Below are 21,552 nucleotides of genomic sequence, written 5' to 3'. Positions count from 1 at the left end.
GCGGGCGCTGCGCGGGGCGGTTTCCTGCCCCCGGTGCGTACAAACGCCCGTATCGGCATGCTGGGCTGGGCACGCCATGGGGTAGGCTATGCCGGAACTGCCAGGGATCAGCGGGTTCAGATCGTGTCGATCTATGCATTGAAAGGACGTTTCCAGGACCTGTTGCCTCCGGCCGTGCGCGGGCTCTACCGCCTCGGCATCACCGCCAACACGGTGACTGTGGCCGCCGCCGTGGTCTCGCTGCTGGTGGCCGCCGCCGTGTGGTGCTGCGCCCCGGCGCAACCGCTGCTGTACCTGCTGCTGCCGCTGTGGATGCTGCTGCGCATGGCGCTCAACGCCGTGGACGGCATGCTGGCCCGCGAGTTCGGCCAGCAGTCGCGGCTGGGCGCCTATCTGAACGAATTGTGCGATGTGATTGCCGACGCCGCGCTGTACCTGAGCCTGCTCAGCGTGGCGGGCGTGAACCCGGTGGCGCTGTGGCTGCTGGCCTGGGCGGCGGCACTGAGCGAATACGCCGGCGTGCTGGGCCTGATGGTCGGCGCCAGCCGGCGCTACGATGGGCCCATGGGCAAGAGCGACCGCGCCTTCGTGATCGGTGTGCTGGGCCTGCTGCTGGCCTTCGGCTGGGTGGGGGCCGCCACGGTGACGTGGGTGGCGGGCGTGGCTGCACTGCTGTGCGCGGTGACGCTGTTCAACCGGGTGCGCAGGGGCCTGCAGGAATCGGCGGTTACACCGCAGTAAACACCACGACAATACGGAGATTGCATGCGTCAGGCGCAGGAACGGGAATTCCACAGCTTCGACCAGGTACCGCTGTTCTACCGGTACTGGGCGAGCACCACGGGCAGCACGGCCAGCAAGGCCGTGGTGCTGCTGCATCGCGGCCACGAATATTCCGGCCGGGTCACCCACCTGGTCGATGAGCTGGACCTGCCCGATACCGCCTTCTTCGCGTGGGATGCGCGTGGCAATGGCCGTTCGCCCGGTGCGCGCGGCGATGCCCCCGGGTTCCCGGCGCTGGTCCGCGACCTGGACAGCTTCATTGCCCATATCGGCGCCGAGCACGGCATCGCGGTGGAAGACATCGTGGTGATCGCGCAGAGCGTGGGCGCGGTGGTGGCCGCCACCTGGGTGCACGACTACGCGCCGCGCCTGCGGGCGCTGGTGATGGCCTCGCCGGCGTTCAAGGTGAAGCTGTACGTGCCGTTCGCACGGGCAGGGCTGGCGCTTATGCAGAAGCTGCGCGGCAACTTCTTCGTCAACAGCTACGTGAAACCGCAGTGGCTGACCCACGACCCGGCGCGGGTGGAAAGCTACCGCACCGATCCGCTGATCACCCGGCCGATTTCGGTGCGCGTGCTGCTGGGCCTGTACGAGGCGGCCGACCGCATCGTGGCCGATGCGCAGGCGATCAGCGTGCCGCTGCAGCTGCTGGTGTCCGGTTCGGATTTCGTCGTGCACCGGGGCCCGCAGGACCGCTTCTACGAACGCCTGTCCAGCCCGATCAAGGAGCGCGTGCACCTGCCGGGCTTCTTCCACGACACCCTGGGCGAGCGTGACCGCGCGCCGGCACTGGCACGCATCCGCAGCTTCATCCAGGCACGTTTCGCCGAACCATTGCGCGAACTGTCGCGCCGCGATGCACACCGCCACGGTCCGACCTTCGAAGAATCGGAGATTCTGTCGTGGCCGCCCGAACGCAACAGCCTGGCCGACCTGCGTTGGCGCTTTGTGCGTGGTGGCCTGCGTTTCGGCGGCACGCTGTCCGAGGGCATTGCCCTGGGCCTGCAGACCGGCTTCGATTCGGGCAGCACGCTGGATTACATCTACCGCGACCAGGCGCGGGGCAAGGGCCCGCTGGGGCGCATGGTCGACCGCAACTATCTGGACGCGATCGGCTGGCGCGGTATCCGCGTGCGCGGCCAGCACCTGCAGGAACTGCTGCGCGACGCCGCCCAGCGCCTGCGCGGGCAGGGCACGCCGGTACGCGTGCTGGACGTGGCCGCAGGCCACGGGCGCTACGTGCTGGAGGCGCTGGGACAGGGCGAACAGCGCGCCGAGCGCATCGTGCTGCGCGATTTCAGCGAACTGAACGTGACCCAAGGCCAGGCCTTGATCGAACGCTTGGGGGCGACCGATATCGCCCGCTTCGAACAGGGCGATGCATTCGACCCGGCGCAGCTGGCGAAGGTGGACCCGGCGCCGACGCTGGCGGTGGTGTCGGGCCTGTACGAACTGTTCCCCGACAACGATGCGGTGCTGCGCTCGCTGCAGGGCATTGCCGCGACCGTACCAGTGGGCGGTTACCTGGCCTATACCGGCCAGCCGTGGCATCCGCAGCTGGAGTTCATCGCGCGTGCGCTCACCAGCCACCGCGGTGGCGCGGCGTGGGTGATGCGCCGCCGTACCCAGCAGGAGATGGACGAGCTGGTACGCCTGGCCGGGTTCCAGAAGGTGGCCCAGCGCATCGACGAGTTCGGCATCTTCACCGTTTCGCTGGCGCGCCGGGTCGGCTGATGTCCGCCGTCGCTGCCACCCCGGTGGCCCCCACGACGCGCCCCTGGCGGCGCGCCCTGTTGTGGCTGGTGCTGCTGGGGCCGTTCTTCTTCGCCAGCTACGGCTTTGCGAACTGGATGGCCGGTCGCCAGCCGGACGTGCCGGTGCTCGCCTTCGCTTGGGAAACCCACATTCCATTCGTGGCCTGGACCATCGTGCCGTACTGGTCCATCGATCTGTTCTATGCCATTTCGCTGTTCCTGTGCCGGCAGCGGCTGGAACTGGACCGGCACGCGTTGCGCTTGTTCAGTGCGCAGCTGATCGCGGTGAGCTGCTTCCTGCTGTGGCCATTACGCTTCAGTTTCCAGCGGCCGGAGATCGACGGCGTCTTCGGCTGGCTGTTCGATGTGCTGCTGGGTTTCGACAAGCCGTTCAACCAGGCGCCATCGCTGCACATCGTGCTGCTGATCGTGCTGTGGGTGAAGTTCGCCCAGTACCTGCACGGCGCGTGGCGCTGGGTGCTGCATGGGTGGGCGCTGCTGATCGGCATATCGGTGCTGACCACCTTCCAGCACCACTTCATCGATGTACCCACCGGGCTGCTGGTGGGCTGGCTGTGCGTGTGGCTGTGGCCCGACCAGGGTGTGCCACCGCTGCGCGCATGGCGCACCGCGCGCGACCCGAAGCGCTGGCGCCTGGCGCTGCTGTACCTGCTGGGGGCGGCCGTGGTGTTGCTGCCGGTGCTGCAGTGGCACGGCACAGCGCTGTGGCTGCTGTGGCCGGTGGTGTCGCTGCTGCTGGTGGCGCTGGCGTATGCGGGGTTGGGCACGGCGGTGTTCCAGAAGCGCGCCGATGGCCGGCTGACCATGGCCGCACGCTGGCTGCTGGCGCCGTACCTGGCCGCTGCATGGATCAATTCACGGCTGTGGACACGGCGTGCGCCGCAGCCGGTGCAGGTGGCCGACGGTGTGTGGCTGGGGCGCCTGCCCAGCGGCCGCTTGCCGGCGCCGCTGCAGGGCGTGGTCGATACCTGTGCCGAACTGTCCTGCCGCGCCCCGGGCGCGGTCTATGCCGGGGTGCCGATGCTGGACCTGGTGGTGCCCAGCGCTGCCCAGCTGCGCGCCGCTGCCGCCGCGATCGAGCGCCTGCATGCGCAGGGGCCGCTGCTGGTGTGTTGCGCGCTGGGCTATTCGCGCAGTGCCGCCAGCGTGGCGACGTGGCTGCTGTGCAGTGGCCGCGCTGGCGATGCCGCGCAGGCGGTGGCGCAGGTGCGCCAGGCACGGCCGTCCATCGTGCTGCACGACGTTCACCTGTTGGCGATCGCGGCCGCTGCCGCACAGGAGACCACCGTATGAGCCAGGCCCCGGACCTGCCGATGATGCACCTGCTGCTGCGCCAGGGCCGCTGGCCCGCCGTGCTGTCGCTGGGACTGTTGCTGGTGGGCCTGCTGCTGCTCGGCATCGAGCCGGGGCTGGCGATGATCGCCGCCGGCCTGGTGCTGCTGAGCGTGGTGCTGGGCCTGGCGCAGGCGTACTTCGCGGTGCGCGTGCGATTGGATGCCAGCCTGCTGCAGTTGCTGCTGCAGGAAGGCCTGCAGGGCGAGGCGGCAGCACATCGGATCGACCAGGCCCTGCACGTGGCCGGGCTGCGCCGGCTGCCGGCCGATGCGCCGCTGCGTGGCTGGGACGCGCGCTGGGCCGGCATGCGCGGCCTGCTGCTGCGCCAGTATCTGTTCACCGCGCTGCAGTTCGTAGCGGTGCTGCTGGCCGTGTTGTGGCCGCAGACCTGAGGGGAACCTGATGTTCGCAAGCGTGATTGCCCGTGCCTGCAGTGGCGCCATCCATGTGCTGACCGGTGCGCGCGCGCTGTGGATCGGCTGCGCGCCCTCCAGCGACCACCGCGTGTACTATGGCAACCATGCCAGCCACGGCGACTTCGTGCTGATCTGGTCGTCGATGCCACCCGCGTTGCGCCGCCAGGTGCGGCCGGTGGCCGCGGCCGAGTACTGGCAGCGCGATGGCCTGCGCCGCTACCTGATCGATGCGGTATTCAACGGCGTGCTGGTGGAACGCGAAGCGGCGCGCCGCCAGCAGGATCCCCTGCAGGTACTGCGCGATGCGGTGGATGAAGGCTGCTCGCTGATCCTGTTCCCGGAAGGCACGCGCAACACCGGTGAGGAGCCGCTGCTGCCGTTCAAGAGTGGCATCTACCATCTGGCGCGGCAGCGCCCGGAACTGGAGTTCGTACCAGTGTGGATCGACAACCTGAAGCGGGTGATGCCCAAGGGCCGCTTCCTACCGCTGCCATTGCTGTGCACCGCAACCTTCGGCGCACCGCTGCGCCTGCAGGCCGAAGAGGACAAAGCGGCGTTCCTGGCGCGCAGCCGGCAGGCACTGCTTGACCTGGCGCCGAACGGGGGCCGCGCATGAGTTTTCTGATCGATGTGTCCGGCGATCTGGCCACGCAGAGCGTGGGCCAGCAGACCGGGCTGCTGTTCGGCGGCATCGGTGCGGTGCTGGTGCTGGCCACGGTGGTGGCCGAGACCCTGCGCTGGCGCCAGCGCGGCAAACCCAGCGCGGTCATCGCCAACCTGGTCTCGCGCATCCGCGCGTGGTGGGTGATGGCGATCGTGGTGGGTGGCGCGCTGTTGTTCGGCCGCGCCGGGGTGATCGTGCTGTTCGCGATCATTTCGCTGTTCGCGCTGCGCGAGTTCATCACCCTGGCACCCACCCGGTCGGGTGATTACTACGCGTTGCTGGCGGCGTTCTACATCGTGCTGCCATGGCAGTACTACCTGGTGTGGATCGACTGGTACGGCATGTACACCCTGCTGATTCCGGTCTACGCGTTCCTGTTCCTGCCCATCCTGTCGACCATCGGCGGCGATACCACCCACTACCTAGAGCGCACGGCCAAGGTGCAGTGGGGACTGATGATCTGCGTGTTCTGCATTTCGCACGTGCCGCTGCTGCTGAACCTGCAGGTGCCGGGCCACGACCCGGCGCGCAACGTGCTGTTGTTTGCCTTCCTGGTGATCGTGGTGCAGTCGTCCGATGTGCTGCAGTACATCTGGGGCAAGCTGCTGGGCCGGCACCTGATCGCACCGAAGCTGTCGCCGTCGAAGACGGTGGAAGGGTTCGTGGGCGGGGTGCTGAGCGCCAGCGCGCTGGGTGCGGCGCTGTGGTGGATCACCCCGTTCACGCCGCTGCAGGCGTTCGGGCTGTCCCTGCTGATCAACCTGATGGGGTTCTGGGGCGGCCTGGTGATGTCGGCCATCAAGCGCGACCGCGGCATCAAGGACTGGGGGCACATGATCGAAGGCCATGGCGGCATGCTCGATCGGCTGGATTCAGTGTGCTTCGCCGCGCCGGTGTTCTTCCATGTGGTGCGGTATTACTGGAAGGCGGGCGGGGGCTGAGGGCTTCATCCACGCATGGCGTGGATCTACACGCGGGCGGGGGCGGTTGATCCTGCGGGGCCTTCATCCACGCATGGCGTGGATCTACTGGCAGGTGATGGCCTGGTATCGGTAGCGCCGGGCCATGCCCGGCGGCGGTGCGCTTACGCGCTGATGCCGTATTCCTTCAGCTTCTTGCGCAGGGTGGCGCGGTGGATGCCCAGCATGGCCGCGGCGCGGCTCTGGTTGCCTTCGCAGTGGTTGAGCACTTCCACGAACAGCGGAATCTCCATCTCGCGCAGCACGATCTCGTACACATCGTCCGCATCGCAGCCATCAAGGTCGCGCAGGTAGCGGCGCACGGACTGGGCTACGTGTTCGCGCAGCGGTGGCCGGGCAGCGCCACGACTGGTGTCAGGACGAGTGAGGACAGCGTTCAAGGGGGTTCCCGATCTGAAGGCCGGTGCGCGCGGTGCGCGCAGGCGGACGTGTGATTGGCCGTCAGTCTAGCGCGAGCGTGCCCGAGCTGCCACGGCCTGACGCCTCGACCTTGGTCAGAGGAACTCGAAGGTGAATGCGACGGTGGAGGCCGCCGGCTCCTGCACGCGGAACGCGACCCGCGCGCTCTGCCCGGGCTCCAGCGTGGCCGCCGGGGCCTCACCCAGGTACTGCGCCGGGGTAAACACCCCGCTGCCGATCAGGCGGCCATCGGCATCGGACAACGACAGGCGCAGGTCCGGCCAGGCCTGTGCCCAGCGCGCATCGTTGCGGATGCTGGCCTGCACCTGCAGCACACCTGCCTGCCCCGGCAGGGGGCGGATCTCGCGGCTGGTCATGGTGAACGCCGTGGGTTCGCGCCAAGCCGGCAGGCTGCAGCGAAGCACACCGCACAGCGCGCTGATCCAGGGCCGATGGCCGGCATCGGCGGCCAGGCGCGCGCGATCGGCCAGCACGCTCTGCAGCAGCAGCAACAGTGCCAGTCCTGCAACCAGTGCCCAGTGCCAGCGCGGTGACGGTCGCGCGCGCGGGCGCAGGTCCAGGAAGCTGGGGGCCTCGCTGGCCACGGCCGCATCGACCGTGTCGCTTTCGGCACGGTCGGCATCGGCATCGGCATGTGCGGTGGGTACCTCGATCGGGGCGAGCGACGGCGCGGTGTCCTGATCGTCCTCCGCGGCCTCGCCTTCCTGCAGCAGCTGCGGGGCGGCGTGGCCGGTGGCGTCGACAGGTGCGGCGTCGGCTCCCGGCGCAGTGCGCAGGAAGGTGGCCAGCGGGCGACGCGGCGGGTTCGGCTCGGACATCGTCAGGGCACCGGCTCGGATCCAGCGCTCATTCAACCACGATCAGGCGCGGCGTACGCCGGTGATGCGCATCCAATCGCCATCCTGGGTGGCCTGCAGTTCGTCGAACCAGGCGGCATAGCGCTGCAGCAGTTCGCCTTCCTGGCCATGCAGGATGCCCGACAGGGCGATGCGGCCACCGGCGGCCACGCGTGCGGCCAGCAGTTCGGCCAGTGCGTCCAGCGCCGAGGCCAGGATGTTGGCGACCACGATGGGATAGGTCGCCACCGGTTCGTCCTGCGGCAGATAGACGTGCATGCGCGCCTGCTCGCCATTGCGCTCGGCGTTGTCGGCGGTGGCCACGAGCGCCTGCGGGTCGTTGTCCACGCCGATCGCTTCGGCCGCGCCCAGCTTCAGTGCCGCCAGGGCCAGGATGCCCGAGCCACAGCCGAAGTCGAGCACGCGCTGGCCCTGCAGCTGGCCGTCCACGGCCAGCTGGTCCAGCCAGCGCAGGCACAGCGCGGTGGTCGGGTGGGTGCCCGAGCCGAAGGCCAGGCCCGGGTCCAGGCGCACGACGGCGGCATCGGCGGCCTGCGCGGCCTCCGGCAGGTCGTGGTTCCACGGCACGATCCAGGTGCGGCTGCCGAAATCCATCGGCTGGAACTGGTCCAGCCAGGCGCGTTCCCAGTCTTCGTCTTCCACGGCGCGGAAGCTGCCGCCGCTCCAGTCCAGGTCCGGGTCGAACGCTTCCAGCGCCGCCAGCAGCAACAGCGCATTGCTGTCGGCCGGGAACAGCGCGCTCAGTACCAGGGTGTCCCACAGCGGGGTTTCGCCCACGCCCGGTTCGAGGATGGCCTGCTCGTTGCTGGTGTCGGCTTCGGCATCAAGCAGGGTGACGGCCAGCGCGCCCACGTCCTCCAGCGCGTTTTCATAGCGGGGCTGGGTGGCTTCGGTGCAGCGCAGGGTCAGTTCCAGGAACGGCATGGCGGTGGGGGCAATCGCGGGAAAGGGGCCATGCTAGACCATCCGGCCGTCTCCGTATGCCCTGAGATGAACCGCAGTGGTTCAGACAGCGCTTCGGGGGCTTGCTAAAATGCCGGCTTTGCTGTGCCCCGCGTCCACTTCTGTCGCCCATGGCCTTCGCTCCCACCCTGAAAACCTGGTTGCTCGTGCTGCCCGCCGTGGCGGTGCTTGGCGTGGCCGGTTACCGGGCCAGCGGCCATGGCCACGCGCTGCAGGATGGCGTGGCGGTGCCGATGGAGGTGTCCGCGTCTTCGGTGGGCGATGCGTTGGCGCCGGTGGTGCCCGAAGGGTTGGCCCGGCGTCTGTCGGGCGTGGAGCGCAGCACCGCGCTGCCGTCCGGCCTGCCGCTGGATATCCGCGCGGATATCGAAGGTGAGACCGATCTGTTCGCCTATGCGCAGCGCCTGCGCGTGCAGGCCGACAACGGCAACCACGAGGCGCGCTGGATGCTGAGCCGGGTCTACGACTACTGCGCGCAGTACGCGGTGGACCCGGGTGGCTACCGCCTGGACAACAACGTGCTGGCCGGGTTGGGGCTGAGCGCGGCGCCGGCCATGGTGCAGGCGCGCGAACGCGTGGCCCAGCGCTGTGGTGGCTTCGTGCCGGGCGACAAGCTGGGGCCGGCGCTGGTGATCGGCGAGCGCCGGCGCGCGGCGCAGGAAGGCAACCTGGCGGCGGAAGCATCGCTGCTGGCCGAAGGTGAGCCGCTGCAGGACAGCGAGCAGTACCGCCGCGAGCTGGTGCAGCGCGTGCAGGCATCGCGCGATCCAGAGGCCTACATGGCGCTGGCACCGGCCATGGGTCTGCGCGCGGCCGGCGACAAGGCGATGACCGGCATGGTTGCCGGCGAACAGCTGAGCGAGCTGGCCTGGCGCGTTGCCGCCTGCGAGCTGGGGCTGCCGTGCGGCGCCGACAGCGTGCTGGTGAACAGTTATTGCGCGAACGGAGGGATCTGTTCGCAGGGTGGAACGCAGGATTTCCGGGATTTCGTGTATGACGCCGCGGTTTCGCGGCAAGGTGCGGGGAAGATGAAAGAGTGGATCAAGCGATTGATTGGTACGGGAGCAGGGCGATGAACTACCGTCGTTTACTACATGGCGCCAAGTTCTGGTTCTGGGTGGTGTTGTTCGTGGCTTACTCGGCCGGTGCGGTCGGCCTGTTGATGATCGACACCTACGAAGATCGCTACCGGCACCTGTCGAAGGTGGAATTGACCACGGTGAAGGCGCAGGAAGCAGTGCGCCGCGCCGGTGCCAGCCAGGTCGCTGCGGTGTACCGCGCGCAGAGTGGGGTGCCGTTCGCTTCGTTGCCGGCCGGCAGCACCTTCCAGGTGGTCTGGCCCGATGGTTCCACCGAAACCATGGTGATCGTCGATCCGACCTCGCCCAATGGCGTGCGCCCGCTGGCCAATTCGCAGATTCCTGCCGAAGTGGCCGACAAGCGCTGACCTGCGCCCGGTAGCGCCGGGCCAAGCCCGGTGGCGTTGCGCATCGTCGCCGCGCGCAACAGAAAAGGGCGGGGAAATCCCCGCCCTTTTCGTGTCCAGCGTTGGCTGCGCGATCAGGTCAATGCGATCGGCTTGTTCTTGCGTTCGGCCAGGCGCTTTTCCAGGTAGTGGATGTTCTGCCCACCGGCCTGGAAGCCCTTGTCACGCATGATGCGCTGCTGCAGCGCCACGTTGGTCTTGATGCCGTCCACCACCATTTCGCTCAGCGCCACCCGCATGCGGGCGATGGCGGTTTCGCGGTCCGGGCCGTGCACGATCAGCTTGCCGATCATCGAGTCGTAGTTCGACGGCACGCGGTAGCCACTGTAGATGTGGGTGTCCACGCGCACGCCGGGGCCGCCCGGCGGATGAAAGCCGGTGATGGTGCCCGGGCTCGGCACGAAGGTTTCAGCATCTTCGGCGTTGATGCGGCATTCGATGGCGTGGCCGGTCAGCACCACGTCGCTCTGCTTGATCGACAGCTTCTGGCCCGCGGCGATCTTCAGCTGCTCGGCCACCAGGTCGATGCCGGTCACCATCTCGGTCACCGGATGTTCCACCTGGATGCGGGTGTTCATTTCGATGAAGTAGAAGCGGCCGTCCTCGTACAGGAACTCGAACGTGCCGGCGCCGCGGTAGCCGATGCGGATGCAGGCTTCCACGCACACCTTGCCGATCTGCTCGCGCTGCTCGGCGGTGATGCCCGGTGCCGGGGCTTCTTCCACCACCTTCTGGTGGCGGCGCTGCATCGAGCAGTCGCGCTCACCCAGGTGGATGGCGTTGCCCTGGCCGTCGGCCAGTACCTGGATTTCCACGTGGCGCGGATTCTCCAGGAACTTCTCCATGTAGACCTCGCCATTGCCGAACGCGGCCTTGGCCTCGCTCTTGGTGGTTTCGATCGAGGTCTTCAGCGAGGCTTCGGCATGCACCACGCGCATGCCGCGGCCACCGCCGCCACCGGCCGCCTTGATGATGACCGGGTAGCCGATCTCGCGGGCGATCTTGGTGTTGGCCACGATGTCTTCGCCCAGCGGGCCGCCCGAGCCGGGCACGCACGGCACGCCGGCGGACTTCATCGCGCGGATCGCTTCGACCTTGTCACCCATCATGCGGATGGTGTCGGCCTTGGGGCCGATGAAGATGAAACCGGACTCTTCTACGCGCTCGGCGAAATCGGCGTTTTCCGACAGGAAGCCGTAGCCCGGATGGATGGCCTGGGCGTCGGTGACTTCAGCGGCGGCGATCAGTGCCGGAATGTTGAGGTAGCTCTGCGGCGACGGCGCCGGGCCGATGCAGACCGACTCGTCGGCCATGGCCACGTGCTTGAGGTTGCGGTCGACCGTGGAATGCACGGCCACCGTGCGGATGCCCAGGGTGTGGCACGCGCGCAGGATGCGCAGCGCGATCTCCCCTCGGTTGGCAATGACGACTTTGTCGAGCATGGCGTGCCCCTCAGCCGATCACGAACAGCGGCTGGTCGAATTCCACCGGCTGGCCGTTCTCGCCCAAGATGGCGACGATGGTGCCGGACTTGTCGGCTTCGATCGGGTTGAACATCTTCATCGCTTCGATGATGGCCAGGGTTTCGCCTTCCTTGACCTGCTGGCCAACGGTGACGAAGGCCGGCTTGTCCGGAGCGGCCGAAGCGTAGAAGGTGCCGACCATCGGCGAGCGCAGCACGTGGCCTTCCGGCAGGGCCGGGCCCGGCTTGGCGGTGCCGCCAGTGGAGGCTTCGGTGGGCGACTGCATCGGCATGGCCGGGGCCGCCGGGGCGGCCGGCGCGGCGTACACCGGGGCCGCGACCGGCGCGGCGTAGCCGGCCACCGGGGCGCGCGACAGGCGCACGGATTCTTCGCCTTCCTTGATTTCGATTTCAGCCAGGTTCGACTCTTCCAGCAGGTCGATCAGCTTCTTGATTTTGCGCAGATCCATGAGGGCCTCTTTGGTTTCTATCTAGGTGAGGAGGGCGCCATGGGCGCCCGGTTCGACAATCAGGTGGCCGACAGCCGCAGCAGGGCCGCGTCCATCGCGTAGCGGTAGCTGTCGGCGCCGAAGCCGCACACCACGCCCACCGCCTTGTCGCTGAAATAGCTGTGCTGGCGGAACGGTTCGCGGGTATGCGGGTTGGACAGGTGGATTTCGATGAACGGCACCGCCACCGCCGCCAGCGCATCGCGCAGGGCGACCGAGGTGTGGGTGAAGGCGGCCGGGTTGATCAGGATGAAAGCGGTTCCGTCGGCGCGTGCGGCCTGTACGCGGTCCACCAGCACGTGCTCGGCGTTGGATTGCAGGCTGTCCACGGCGTGGCCGGCGGCGCCCGCCTGGGCAGCCAGGGCCTGGTCGATGTCGGCCAGCGTGGTGCGCCCGTAGACCTCCGGCTCGCGCGTGCCGAGCAGGTTGAGGTTGGGGCCGTGCAGGACCAGCAGCTTCGCCATGGAATCCGATCAACGGGAAAGGGCGGCAGTCTGGCGGAACCTGAGGATGGTGTCCAGTTCGGCGAAGTTTGCGGCGTTTCAATCGTTTGTTTGAAATTCGCCGAGGCCCTTGTGGCCGTATGCGGCAGGGCGGATCAAGGCTGGCTGAACGTTGTCATCGGCGGCGATGGCAGCACGTACGCCGACAATGGCCCCGGCGGGGTAGATCCGCGCCATGCGGGGATGAATGTACCGTGCTCAGCTCTCCAGCGGCACCGTGGGCACCACGTTGGGAAAGACTTCTTCCAGCGCTTCGGTTTCCCCCGGCGCTGGTGCAGGCCAGTTGTAGGCGTTCACCGGCTGCGCCCGGTTCACCCACAGCGCGTAGTGCAGATGGTCGGCACGGCCATCGCCGGTGTTGGGGTGGATGAGGATGGTCAGGCCCAGGCTGTTCAGCTGCAGCCACGGCACCAGCACCGGCAGCAGGTCGTTGCGGAAGCCGAAATAGAACGACGGCGTGACGTGCGGGCCGCGCGGCTGCAGGTTCCAGTTGCCCAGTTCCACCGGAAAGCGCTCGGCTACCCAGCGCCGCAGCAGTGCCGCCTTCTGGTAGCTGTCTTCGTCGAAATAGATATGCGCGTGGTAGCTCTTGATATCGGTATAGGCGCGTGGCCGGTCGGGCAGTGGCGTTTCGCCTGGACGAACGCTGGCTGGGCGCGGTGTGGCTTCGCTCACCGTGTCCTGGCCCAGGGGCTGTGCCCCTGTGCGGGCGGCGGCACGATCGGGCGGAAGCCGGGGCGCCCCGGCTCGGTGGTGTTGGGCGCGGCGCCGGCAGCGCTGCCGGCACTGGCGCTGGCCAGCCCGCCCACTGCCACCCCGGCCGAGGCGAGCAGGCGCCGGCGCACCGGTGATCCCAGGTCAGCCTGTTGTGCATGGTGATCATCGCCAGTGGGCAGCAGCGTGCCAGCCTCGATGGGCATGTCCGGACTCCTGAAGGGGGTCTGCCACCGTTGCGCAGCGCCTGGCGCCGGTCCAATAAGCAGGCAGCATCACTTCATGAAGGCCACGCCATGTGGCGTTGAGTTGCGTCGGTCAGCGGGCTAGGGTGGCGCTGTCGCCACTCCGCCTGTCTGCCATGACCGCTACAGACGCCCAGACCCAGCGCAAGCGTGCCGCCTTCCGCCAGCTGCATGCGCAGGGTTGCTTCGTGCTGCCCAACCCGTGGGATGTGGGCAGTGCGCGCTATCTGCAGCGGCAGGGGTTCCAGGCCTTGGCGACCACCAGCGCCGGCTGTGCGTGGAGCGAAGGCCGGCCCGACGGTGCGGTCTCGCTGCAGGCCACACTGGACCATCTGCGGTTGATGGCTGCGGCCACGGATCTGCCGTTGAACGCCGACTTCGGCGATGGTTTCGGCGCCACACCCGAAGACGTGGACCAGGCGGTGACCGCGGCGCTGGACACCGGCATTGCCGCACTGTCGATCGAGGACGCCAGCGGTCTGGCCGATGCACCGTTGCGCCCGCTGGATGAGGCCGTGCAACGCCTGCGCGCCGCGCGTGCGGCCATTGATCGCGCCGCCGCCGATGTGCTGCTGGTGGGGCGCGCAGAGAACTTCTTCGTGGGCGTGCCGGATCTGGACGATACGCTGCGGCGCCTGCGTGCCTACGCGGCGGCCGGTGCCGATGTGCTGTACGCCCCGGGCATCACCACGGTGGAACAGATCCAGGCAGTGGTGGCCGCCGCGGAGGGCACGCCGGTGAACCTGCTGGTGGGTGGGCCGACGCCACTGACGCTGCAGGACATCGCGGCGCTGGGCGTGCGCCGGGTCAGCCTGGGCGGCGCGCTGGCCCGCGCGGCGTGGGGAGGATTGATGCAGGCCACCGATCCGCTTGTGCGCGAGGGCCGCTTCGATGGGCTGCAGCAGGCCGCTGCCGGCGCCGCCCTGAACGACCTGTTCCGGCCGTAGCGGCCGCGGTAGATCCACGCCATGCGTGGATGGGGGCGCAGGCTGGGGTCGGAGCCCTTCGCTGCGCGAAGGGATCCGCCCCGCGGTCAGAGCCCGTTGCCTGGCAGCGGGCTCTGACCCCACGGTTTGATCAGAACCGCGCGGTGGCGCCGACGAAGAAGGTACGTGCGCCGCCGTCGTAGTTGTTGCCTTCGTCGATGGTGGACACATCACCCACGTTCAGCACGCCGGCACGCAGGGTCAGGTTCTCGTTCACGTCGAAGCCGGTGACCAGATCCCACGTGGTGTAGGCCTTGGCGAAGGTGGCGCTGGTGGCCGACACCAGCTGCTTGCCGATGTGCTGCGCACTGGCATTGAGCGACCAGGCGTCGGTCACCTGCCATTCCAGCGAGGTGTTGGCAGTCAGTTCCGGTACCACCAGCAGGGTGGCGCCGGTGGTGCGGTTCTTCGATTCCAGCATGCGCGTGGCATTGGCGGTCCAGCTCAGGCGTTCATGCAGCGGCACGGTCACGCTGGCTTCCACGCCGCGCGTGCGCGCCTTCTGGATGTTCTGCGCCACCGTCCACCAGTAGCCGTTGACGAAGCTGGTGGTCTGGCCGGGAATCTGGCTCAGCGGCACCTGCTCGATCTTGTCGTCGAAGTTGGTCAGGAAGTAGGTGGCCGACGCCGACCAGCCACCCTGGTCATAGCCCAGGCCCAGCTCGTAGTTGGTGCTGGTTTCCGGTTCCAGGTTCGGGTTGCCGGCCATGTAGCAGCCACGCGTGCCATCGGCATTCACCGAGGTGCTGCTCCAGCCTTCCACGGTCAACGCGCGGCAGCCGTTGCCACCGGACTGGGTGGCCGCGCCGGCGGTGCCCTGCTTCAGGTTGGGCGCGCGGAAGCCCTTGGAAATGCCACCACGCACGGTCCACGCATCGGCCGGGTGCCACACGCCGTAGATGCGCGGGCTCAGGTTGTCGTCGTAGTTTTCAGTGTTGTCCCAGCGCAGGCCCAGGGTCAGCACGAAGCGCTCGTGCAGGGTGATGTGGTCTTCGGCGAACAGCGCCCACGAATCGGCTTCGCTGGTGGGGCTGATGCGGCCGCTGCCGGTCCAGGTGACCGGAACGGTACCGATCGTGTCGCTGTTTTCCAGCTCCTCGCGCTTCCATTGCCCGCCCACGTTCAGGCTGTGCTCGAAGCCCCAGTGGAAGCCGGTGGTGAAGGCGGTATCGAAGACAGTTTCCTTCGAATGGTTGCCCACCGTGCTGCCCTTGTCCTCGTAATCGTTCTGCACCAGCGTGGTCTTGGACGTGCTGGCGTCGCCGTACTTGCCGTCATGGCTGAGCACGTAGCCGGTCTGCACCAGCTTGGACAGACCCCAGCTGCTGACCGCGCCGGCGCCGCTGTTGCGCTGGGTGCCGCGCGAGGCTTCCACGCCCACGCTGTGGTTGTCGTTCATCCGCCAATGGAACTGCACGTTGGCATTTTCCGCCTTGTTGCCGGGCGTCTGCCGCGCGCCGCGGTCCGATTCGCGGTCGGTCACGTTGGCGCCCACGCGCACGCCCAGGTTCTGGGTGAGCGGGCCACTGAACAGCGCGCCCATCTGCGTGGTGTTGCCGCGCGTATCCGAATCGGGCTTGCTGTAGTTGAAGGTGGCCGAGCCGCCCCAGTGGTCGGCGATCTTGCGGGTGATGATGTTGATCACACCGCCCATCGCGTCCGAACCGTACAGCGAGGACATCGGGCCGCGCACCACTTCGATGCGCTCGATCATGTCCGGCGACAGCCAGTTCAGATCCTGCGGGCCCAGGTCATCGCGGTAGTTCACGCCGGCCGAGCTGCCTTGGCGGCGGCCGTCGATCAGGATCAGCGTGTACTGCTCGGGCAGGCCGCGCAGGCGGATCTTCGACTGCGCGCCGGACAGCGCGTAGCCGCCGGTGACGCCCGGCACGGTGCTCAGCAGTTGGCCGATGCTGCTGACCGGCTTGCGCTCGATCTCCTCGCGGGTGATCACGCTGATGCTGGCCGGGGCATCCTTGATCCACTGCTGGGCACCGGTGGCGGTGACCACCACGGTGTCCAGCTGGCGTGCCGAGGAGGCATCGGCGCTGGCATCAGCGTGGGCGTGGGCAGCCAGCGCCAGACCGATCGCGGCGGTCAGGGTGGCAATGGAACGGCGGCGGTTCGGTGAGGCGTGCGACATCGCGCAGGTACTCCTGTGAGGGGGTCCACTGGCGATGGCTGGGACGTCCGTGTGTGGGGGTTTCAGTATTCCTTAACAATCGTATCACGAATCATTCGCATTTGATGCGGGGCGATACACAGGGCCACGGTGGGCCCTGTGGGGTCGTGGCCGCTAGCGGCGGTAGCGGGCGGGTACTTCGCTGCGTGACAGGTTGGGGGCCATGGCCAACCGTGCCGCCTGCAGGGCGGCGAACTGCGCGTCATCCGGCAGCGGGGGCAGGGTGACGGTCTCCCCCAGATCCAGGCCCACTAGCGCGGCATCCACCATGTCGCCGGTTTCCATCAGGAAGCCCGGCGGGAAGCTGTCGACATCGCGCCCGGCCTTTTCCCAGAGCTCGGTGCGGGTGGCGCCCGGCAGCACCGCTTGCACCCGCAGCCCCTGCGGTTCCCACTGTGCTGCCAGCGCCTGGCTCAGGTTCAGCAGGTAGGCCTTGGTACCGCTGTACACGCCTTCGAACATCTCTGGCGCCAGGGCCAGCACCGACGACAGGTTGATGATCGTGCCGCGGCCCTGTGCCAGGAAGGCGCGGCCGGCGGCGGCACACAGGCGGGTTGGCGCGGAGACGTTCAGGGCGATGATCTGCTCCAGCGCCTGCGGCGTGTTGTCGATCAATCCGCCTTTCAGCGACATGCCGGCGTTGTTCACCAGTACGTCGATATCGCCACGCTGTAGGCGCGCTTCCACGCGCGCCAGATCATCAGCGGCGGTCAGGTCGGCGGTAAGCACTTCCACGGCACAACCATGCTCGGTGCGCAGGCGCTCGGCCAGCGCGGCAAGGCGCTGGGCATCGCGCGCTACCAGCACCAGCGCATGGCCACGGCGGGCGAAGCGATCGGCGTACACGGCACCAATGCCGGTGGAAGCGCCGGTCACCAGCGCGATGGGGGAGGTTTTCATGGGTATTCCAGGCAGGGAAGGGATCAGCGGTTCACATCAACCAGAGTGCGGCCCTTGGCCTGGCCCTGCAGCATGCGTGCGGTGAAGGCCGGTACCTCGCCCAGGCCGATCTCGTGGGTAGTGGCCGCCAGCTTGGCCAGGTCCAGATCGGCGGCCAGGCGCTGCCATGCCTGTTCGCGCAGCGCCGCCGGCGCACGTACCGAATCGATGCCGGCCAGGGTGACGCCACGCAGGATGAATGGCAGCACCGTGCCCGGCAGTTCGCGCCCGCCGACGAAGCCACAGGTGGTGGCAATGCCGCGATAGCGTGTCTGCGCCAGTGCGTTCACCAGCGTCTGTCCGCCCACCGCATCCAGGGTGGCGGCCCACCGCTCGGCCTGCACGGGCGCGCCCTGTGCGGACAGGGTGGCGCGGTCGATGATCTCTGCCGCACCCAAGGCGCGCAGGTACTCGGCTTCGGCGGGCTTGCCGGTGGACGCCACCACCCGGTAGCCTCGGCCCGACAGCAGGGCGACAGCCACCGAGCCCACGCCACCGGATGCACCGGTGACCAGCACATCGCCGTCGCCCGGTGCGACCCCATGGCGCTCCACTTCCAGCAGGCTGAGCATGGCGGTCAGGCCGGCGGTGCCGATGGCCATGGCGGCGCGCGCGTCGAGTGCGGTAGGCAGCTTCACCAACCAGTCGCCCGGCACGCGCGCACGCTGTGCATAGCCACCATGGTGGGCCTGGCTCAGGTCCCAGCCGGTGGCCACCACTGCATCGCCCGGCTGGAACCGCGGATCCGACGACGCTTCCACCGTGCCCGCAAAGTCGATTCCGGGAATCAGCGGGAAGGTCTGGATGATCTGCATGCCGGCCAGCGCGATCGCATCCTTGTAGTTCACATTCGACCATTCCACGCGCACGGACACATTGCCGTCGTGGAGGATGTCGTCCTGCAGATCCTGCGGGGTGGTGGTGACGGCGCCATCGGCGGCGCGCTCGGCAACGAGGGCTCGGAAGGACATGGGATTTCCTTGGGGGATGGATGTGGTGCGACTATAGGCAGGCACCGCCGTGTGCGTAAGAACGCACAATTACCGCCGTTACTATCATTCGTGTGCCTATGGCAGGCAGGAGAAGCGACATGCGTACCAAGCGCCTGGACCCCAAGAGCGGCTGCGCCGTGGAGCTGACACTCTCGGTGATCGGCGGAGTGTGGAAGCCGCTGTTGCTGTTCCACATCCTGACCGGCAAGAAGCGCTTCATGGAACTGACCCGGCTGATTCCCAACGCCACCCAGCGCATGCTGACCCTGCAGCTGCGGGAGCTGGAAGCCGACGGCATGGTGCTGCGCCATGTCTACGCCGAAGTGCCGCCACGCGTGGAATACGAAGCTACGCCGCTGGCCCGCACGCTGGCGCCGGTCATGCTGAGCCTGCGTGAGTGGGGCGAGCGCTATCGCGAACAGCAGCAGAGCCTGCCGCCACTGCCGGCACAGTGCGACGCAGACGCAGCGATTCCCGCAAAGGCAGCATCGCCCGCGCGATCGCGCAAGGCAGCGAGCACGCAGGCAACGTCGCCGCAGTAACTGCAACATTGCACTGCTATAACGTTGCGCCGTCGGCGGCGGTGTCCGCCTTGCAGTGCAGGAAACGCATGACCCGAGTTCTTTCGCGGCGCTGGCTGCGCCCGTCGCTGCTGGCCATGGTGGCCGCGCTGGCCGCATGCCAGCCCGTCGCGCGCGGCGACGCGCCGCTGGCCGAGGCCACCCGGCCGCACAACGTGATCGTGATGATCAACGACGGCGCCGGCTGGGGCACCTGGGATGCTGCCGCATACTGGCAGTACGGCAGTCGCGACGGCGCGCCCTACGCGCAGTTCCCGCAGCGCCTGGGCGTGACCACGTTCCCGTTGAACGCCAGCAGCCAGCCCACCCGCGATGCGGCGCAGACCATCGGCTACGACCCATCGCGCGCCTGGAGTGCCACCGCCGTACCCGCCACCGACCTGCCGTTCGAGGGTTACCAGTACCTGGCCGCCGTGGCCACCGACAGCGCAGCGGCCGGCACCGCGCTGTCTTCCGGGGTGAAGACGTACAACAACGCCATCAACTTCAGCAACGACGGCGTGCCGGTGGACTTCAACACACTGCGCGCCAAGCGCCTGGGCATGGCCACCGGCGTGGTCACCTCGGTACCGTTCGCACACGCAACGCCCGCGGCGTTCGCCGCGCAGAACGAGTCGCGCAACAGCTACCACGCCATTGCCCACCAGATGCTGGCGCAGGGCCACATGGATCTGGTGATGGGCACCGGCGGCCCCGGCTACAGCGTGGACGGCAAGCCCTGCGTGGACGGCCTGGATGCGGTCGCCGCCGAGGGCTGCCAGAACCCTTGGGAATGGGTGTCACAGCAGGATTGGCAGCAGCTGGAAGCGGGCACGCCGATTGCAGGCAATCCGGCAGGTGCGTGGCGACTGATCCGCAGCAAGGATGAATTCACCGCGTTGGCCGCAGGCCGCCTGCCCAGTGATCGCCCGCTGATCGGCGTGCCGCAGGTCGCCAACACGCTGCAGCAGGCGCGGCAACTGGCCGTGGTCGGGCGCGATGCGGCCACGCCGTCCGGGGTGAAGAAGATCGACAGCGTGCCTGACCTGGCCACCATGACCCGTGGTGCGTTGCAGTTCCTGCAGCAGCGCTCGCCGAAGGGCCTGTTCCTGATGGTGGAAGGTGGGGCCACCGATTGGGCTGCGCACACCAGCGCCTGCGGCACCGAGTGGCATTACGGCGCCTGCACCGACCAGCCGCAGTTCGGCCGCCTGATCGAGGAAACCGTGGAGTTCAACGATGCGGTCGCCGCGGTGGTCGAGTGGATCGAACGCAATGGCGGCTGGGAACGCAACCTGCTGATCATCACCACCGACCACGACAACAGCATGCCGATGGGCCCGGATGCACAGCAGGTGGCGTTCCAGCCGGTACGCAACAACGGCCGCGGGCAGCTGCCGGGCATGAGTTTCCGCCCCACCGGCAACCATTCCAATGGGCTGGTGCCGCTGTGGGCCAAGGGCAACGGCGCCGAAGCCCTGGCCCGGCGCGTGCGCGGCATCGATGCCGGCTACCGCCAGCACGTGGGCTGGAATGACGGCAGCTACATCGATAACACCGACGTAGCCCTGGCCGTGCAGGAAGCCCTGAGCCGCTGACTTCGCTATTTGTAGAGTCGAGCTTGCTCGACTGGACTGCCAAATGCAGTCGAGCAAGCTCGACTCTACAGAAGGCGGTAGTCGAGCAAGCTCGACTCTACGGAAGGCGGCAGTCGAGCAAGCTCGACTCTACAGAAGTCCTGCGCCCAGCAGGTGCGACGCTACCGGATCAGCGCCAGATACGCGGTCACGCTCAGCAGTGACAGCACGGTCGTCCCCAGCACCGTCGCCGCGGTCGTCGCGGCCTCGCGCCGATGGAATTCGGCCAGCATGAACGGCCCGGTGCCGGTGGGAAGCGCGGCCAGCAACACCGCGGCATGTACCAGCGGGGTGGGCAGCGCAAACACCCGGGTGGCCAGCACCCACACCAGCAGCGGCTGCAGCAGCAGCTTTGCCGCGCCCAGGCCCAATGCGCTGCGTGCGGCGCCGGGTGCAACATTGCGGCGCTCACCCAGGAACAGGCCCAGCGCGATCAAGGCGCAGGGCGCAGCGGCGCTGCCCAGCAGCTTCAGGAAGGCATCCACCGGCCCGGGCACGGCCAGACCGGTTGCCATCGGTACGATGCCCAGCGCCGGTGCCAACAGCAGCGGGTTGCGCGCCAGCGATCGGCTGACCTTCCACAACAGATGGTGCAGGCGCTGTTCCCGCTGCAGGCCCGCTTCGATCAGGATGATGGCCACGGCGAACAGCACGCAGACCGTCAGCAGGGTGGCGACCAGAGTCGGTGCCAGTGCGGTCGGGCCCAGTACCGCGGCCGCCAGCGGAAAGCCCATGAAGCCGGTGTTTGCGTAGGCGGCATTCAGGCCGTCGATGCTGGCATCGGCCAAGGCATGGCCACCGCGTCGGCGCAGCAGCACCGTGGCCGCGAACACCAGCGCCGTGCCGATGCCGAAGCTGAGTAGGAAGCCAGGGTGCCAGAGGTCGCGCCACTGCGCGTGGGCCACCACGTCGAACAGCAGCGCAGGCAGCGCAAGGTAGACAACGAACCGGTTCAATTCACTGGTGGAGTGCGGGCCCAGGGCGCCGCTGCGGCGTGCCACCCAACCCGCGAACACCAGGGCGAAGATGGGCAGCACGATCGCCAGTACAGACCACATGGCGGCTTGAAAAAGGGGAGGGGCTACAAGGCTACGCAGCGCCATCCATACCTTCCAATGCTTTCTTCGGCATTCAGCGATACCCT

At 68.1% G+C, this 21,552-nt stretch carries 21 protein-coding genes and 2 pseudogenes; 11 read left to right on the top strand and 12 right to left on the bottom strand.

The features are described from left to right. Positions 1-123 precede the first annotated feature (123 nt). Genes C1930_RS18085 through C1930_RS18060 form a run of 6 tightly spaced genes read left to right on the top strand, consistent with a single transcriptional unit; the run spans position 124 to position 5,914 of the window. Complete coding sequence (locus tag C1930_RS18085; RefSeq protein ID WP_108772341.1) at positions 124-741, top strand: CDP-alcohol phosphatidyltransferase family protein; 618 nt, start codon at positions 124-126, stop codon at positions 739-741. Positions 742-765: 24 nt separating this feature from the next. After that, positions 766-2,517 carry a bifunctional alpha/beta hydrolase/class I SAM-dependent methyltransferase gene (locus tag C1930_RS18080; RefSeq protein ID WP_108772340.1) on the top strand — a complete coding sequence of 584 codons (1,752 nt, stop codon included), beginning with the start codon at positions 766-768 and terminating at the stop codon, positions 2,515-2,517. A gap of 23 nt (positions 2,518-2,540) precedes the next feature. Next, a complete protein-coding gene (locus C1930_RS18075; protein ID WP_199912440.1) occupies positions 2,541-3,851 on the top strand; it encodes a phosphatase PAP2/dual specificity phosphatase family protein in 1,311 nt (436 codons plus the stop codon). After that, positions 3,848-4,285 (top strand): hypothetical protein, encoded by a 438-nt coding sequence (locus tag C1930_RS18070; protein WP_108757329.1) that lies wholly within the window; start codon positions 3,848-3,850, stop codon positions 4,283-4,285. Before C1930_RS18075 ends, C1930_RS18070 begins: the two co-directional genes overlap by 4 nt. A gap of 10 nt (positions 4,286-4,295) precedes the next feature. Then, positions 4,296-4,925, top strand: coding sequence for a lysophospholipid acyltransferase family protein (locus C1930_RS18065; RefSeq protein ID WP_108751032.1), 630 nt, complete (start codon positions 4,296-4,298; stop codon positions 4,923-4,925). Next, entirely contained in the window at positions 4,922-5,914 is a 993-nt protein-coding gene (locus C1930_RS18060) for a phosphatidate cytidylyltransferase (protein ID WP_108757328.1), read from the top strand. Before C1930_RS18065 ends, C1930_RS18060 begins: the two co-directional genes overlap by 4 nt. Before the next feature lie 143 nt (positions 5,915-6,057). Here the strand turns inward: C1930_RS18060 and fis are convergent, their stop codons facing one another. The 3 genes from fis to prmA all read right to left on the bottom strand — a co-directional run bounded on the left by fis (position 6,058) and on the right by prmA (position 8,154). Then, complete coding sequence (gene fis, locus C1930_RS18055; protein ID WP_108751030.1) at positions 6,058-6,333, bottom strand: DNA-binding transcriptional regulator Fis; 276 nt, start codon at positions 6,331-6,333, stop codon at positions 6,058-6,060. Between the two features lie 114 nt (positions 6,334-6,447). After that, a complete protein-coding gene (locus C1930_RS18050; RefSeq protein WP_108757327.1) occupies positions 6,448-7,191 on the bottom strand; it encodes a DUF3426 domain-containing protein in 744 nt (247 codons plus the stop codon). Positions 7,192-7,233: 42 nt separating this feature from the next. Continuing rightward, on the bottom strand, positions 7,234-8,154 hold the full coding sequence (gene prmA, locus C1930_RS18045; RefSeq protein ID WP_108757326.1) for a 50S ribosomal protein L11 methyltransferase: 921 nt from the start codon (positions 8,152-8,154) through the stop codon (positions 7,234-7,236). 149 nt (positions 8,155-8,303) lie between these two features. Here prmA and C1930_RS18040 point away from each other — a divergent pair, with 149 nt between their 5' ends. Continuing rightward, a complete protein-coding gene (locus C1930_RS18040) occupies positions 8,304-9,269 on the top strand; it encodes a hypothetical protein (RefSeq protein ID WP_108757325.1) in 966 nt (321 codons plus the stop codon). After that, positions 9,266-9,640, top strand: a complete 375-nt coding sequence (locus C1930_RS18035) for a hypothetical protein (protein ID WP_108754332.1) — start codon at positions 9,266-9,268, stop codon at positions 9,638-9,640. The genes C1930_RS18040 and C1930_RS18035 overlap by 4 nt, the downstream gene beginning before the upstream one ends. 113 nt (positions 9,641-9,753) lie before the next feature. Here the strand turns inward: C1930_RS18035 and accC are convergent, their stop codons facing one another. The 5 genes and pseudogenes from accC to C1930_RS18015 form a co-directional block, all read right to left on the bottom strand. Further along, on the bottom strand, positions 9,754-11,121 hold the full coding sequence (gene accC, locus C1930_RS18030; RefSeq protein WP_010481079.1) for an acetyl-CoA carboxylase biotin carboxylase subunit: 1,368 nt from the start codon (positions 11,119-11,121) through the stop codon (positions 9,754-9,756). Positions 11,122-11,131: 10 nt separating this feature from the next. Continuing rightward, the gene (gene accB, locus C1930_RS18025) at positions 11,132-11,611 is read right to left on the bottom strand and encodes an acetyl-CoA carboxylase biotin carboxyl carrier protein (protein WP_108754331.1); all 480 of its coding nucleotides are present in this window, start codon (positions 11,609-11,611) and stop codon (positions 11,132-11,134) included. Between the two features lie 59 nt (positions 11,612-11,670). Beyond that, positions 11,671-12,114, bottom strand: a complete 444-nt coding sequence (aroQ, locus tag C1930_RS18020; RefSeq protein WP_108751024.1) for a type II 3-dehydroquinate dehydratase — start codon at positions 12,112-12,114, stop codon at positions 11,671-11,673. Between the two features lie 78 nt (positions 12,115-12,192). Beyond that, positions 12,193-12,330 (bottom strand): hypothetical protein, encoded by a 138-nt coding sequence (locus C1930_RS20360; RefSeq protein WP_159093633.1) that lies wholly within the window; start codon positions 12,328-12,330, stop codon positions 12,193-12,195. Between the two features lie 21 nt (positions 12,331-12,351). Continuing rightward, a pseudogene (locus C1930_RS18015) lies at positions 12,352-13,073 on the bottom strand (DOPA 4,5-dioxygenase family protein). Between the two features lie 155 nt (positions 13,074-13,228). Between C1930_RS18015 and C1930_RS18010 the strand changes: the two are divergent. Continuing rightward, on the top strand, positions 13,229-14,059 hold the full coding sequence (locus tag C1930_RS18010) for an isocitrate lyase/phosphoenolpyruvate mutase family protein (protein ID WP_108757323.1): 831 nt from the start codon (positions 13,229-13,231) through the stop codon (positions 14,057-14,059). 130 nt (positions 14,060-14,189) lie between these two features. Here C1930_RS18010 and C1930_RS18005 read toward each other — a convergent pair whose 3' ends face one another. From C1930_RS18005 to C1930_RS17995, 3 genes are all read right to left on the bottom strand, one after another. Continuing rightward, the gene (locus C1930_RS18005; RefSeq protein WP_108772338.1) at positions 14,190-16,241 is read right to left on the bottom strand and encodes a TonB-dependent receptor; all 2,052 of its coding nucleotides are present in this window, start codon (positions 16,239-16,241) and stop codon (positions 14,190-14,192) included. Positions 16,242-16,394: 153 nt separating this feature from the next. Beyond that, positions 16,395-17,180: an SDR family oxidoreductase gene (locus C1930_RS18000; RefSeq protein WP_108757321.1), complete on the bottom strand. Its 786-nt coding sequence runs from the start codon at positions 17,178-17,180 to the stop codon at positions 16,395-16,397. A gap of 23 nt (positions 17,181-17,203) precedes the next feature. Next, positions 17,204-18,190, bottom strand: a complete 987-nt coding sequence (locus tag C1930_RS17995) for an MDR family oxidoreductase (protein ID WP_108772337.1) — start codon at positions 18,188-18,190, stop codon at positions 17,204-17,206. Positions 18,191-18,309: 119 nt separating this feature from the next. Here C1930_RS17995 and C1930_RS17990 point away from each other — a divergent pair. Continuing rightward, a pseudogene (locus tag C1930_RS17990) lies at positions 18,310-18,627 on the top strand (helix-turn-helix domain-containing protein); the annotation flags it as partial. Between the two features lie 194 nt (positions 18,628-18,821). Next, entirely contained in the window at positions 18,822-20,369 is a 1,548-nt protein-coding gene (locus C1930_RS17985) for an alkaline phosphatase (protein WP_108772336.1), read from the top strand. A gap of 161 nt (positions 20,370-20,530) precedes the next feature. On the opposite strand, the gene C1930_RS17980 is transcribed toward C1930_RS17985, so the two are convergent. Further along, complete coding sequence (locus C1930_RS17980; RefSeq protein WP_108772335.1) at positions 20,531-21,466, bottom strand: AEC family transporter; 936 nt, start codon at positions 21,464-21,466, stop codon at positions 20,531-20,533. Between the last annotated feature and the right edge of the window lie 86 nt (positions 21,467-21,552).

Source organism: Stenotrophomonas sp. SAU14A_NAIMI4_8 (assembly GCF_003086695.1).
Lineage (GTDB): Bacteria > Pseudomonadota > Gammaproteobacteria > Xanthomonadales > Xanthomonadaceae > Stenotrophomonas.
The sequence above is the reverse complement of the archived record's forward strand: the minus strand, read 5'-3'. Positions and strand labels throughout refer to the sequence as shown.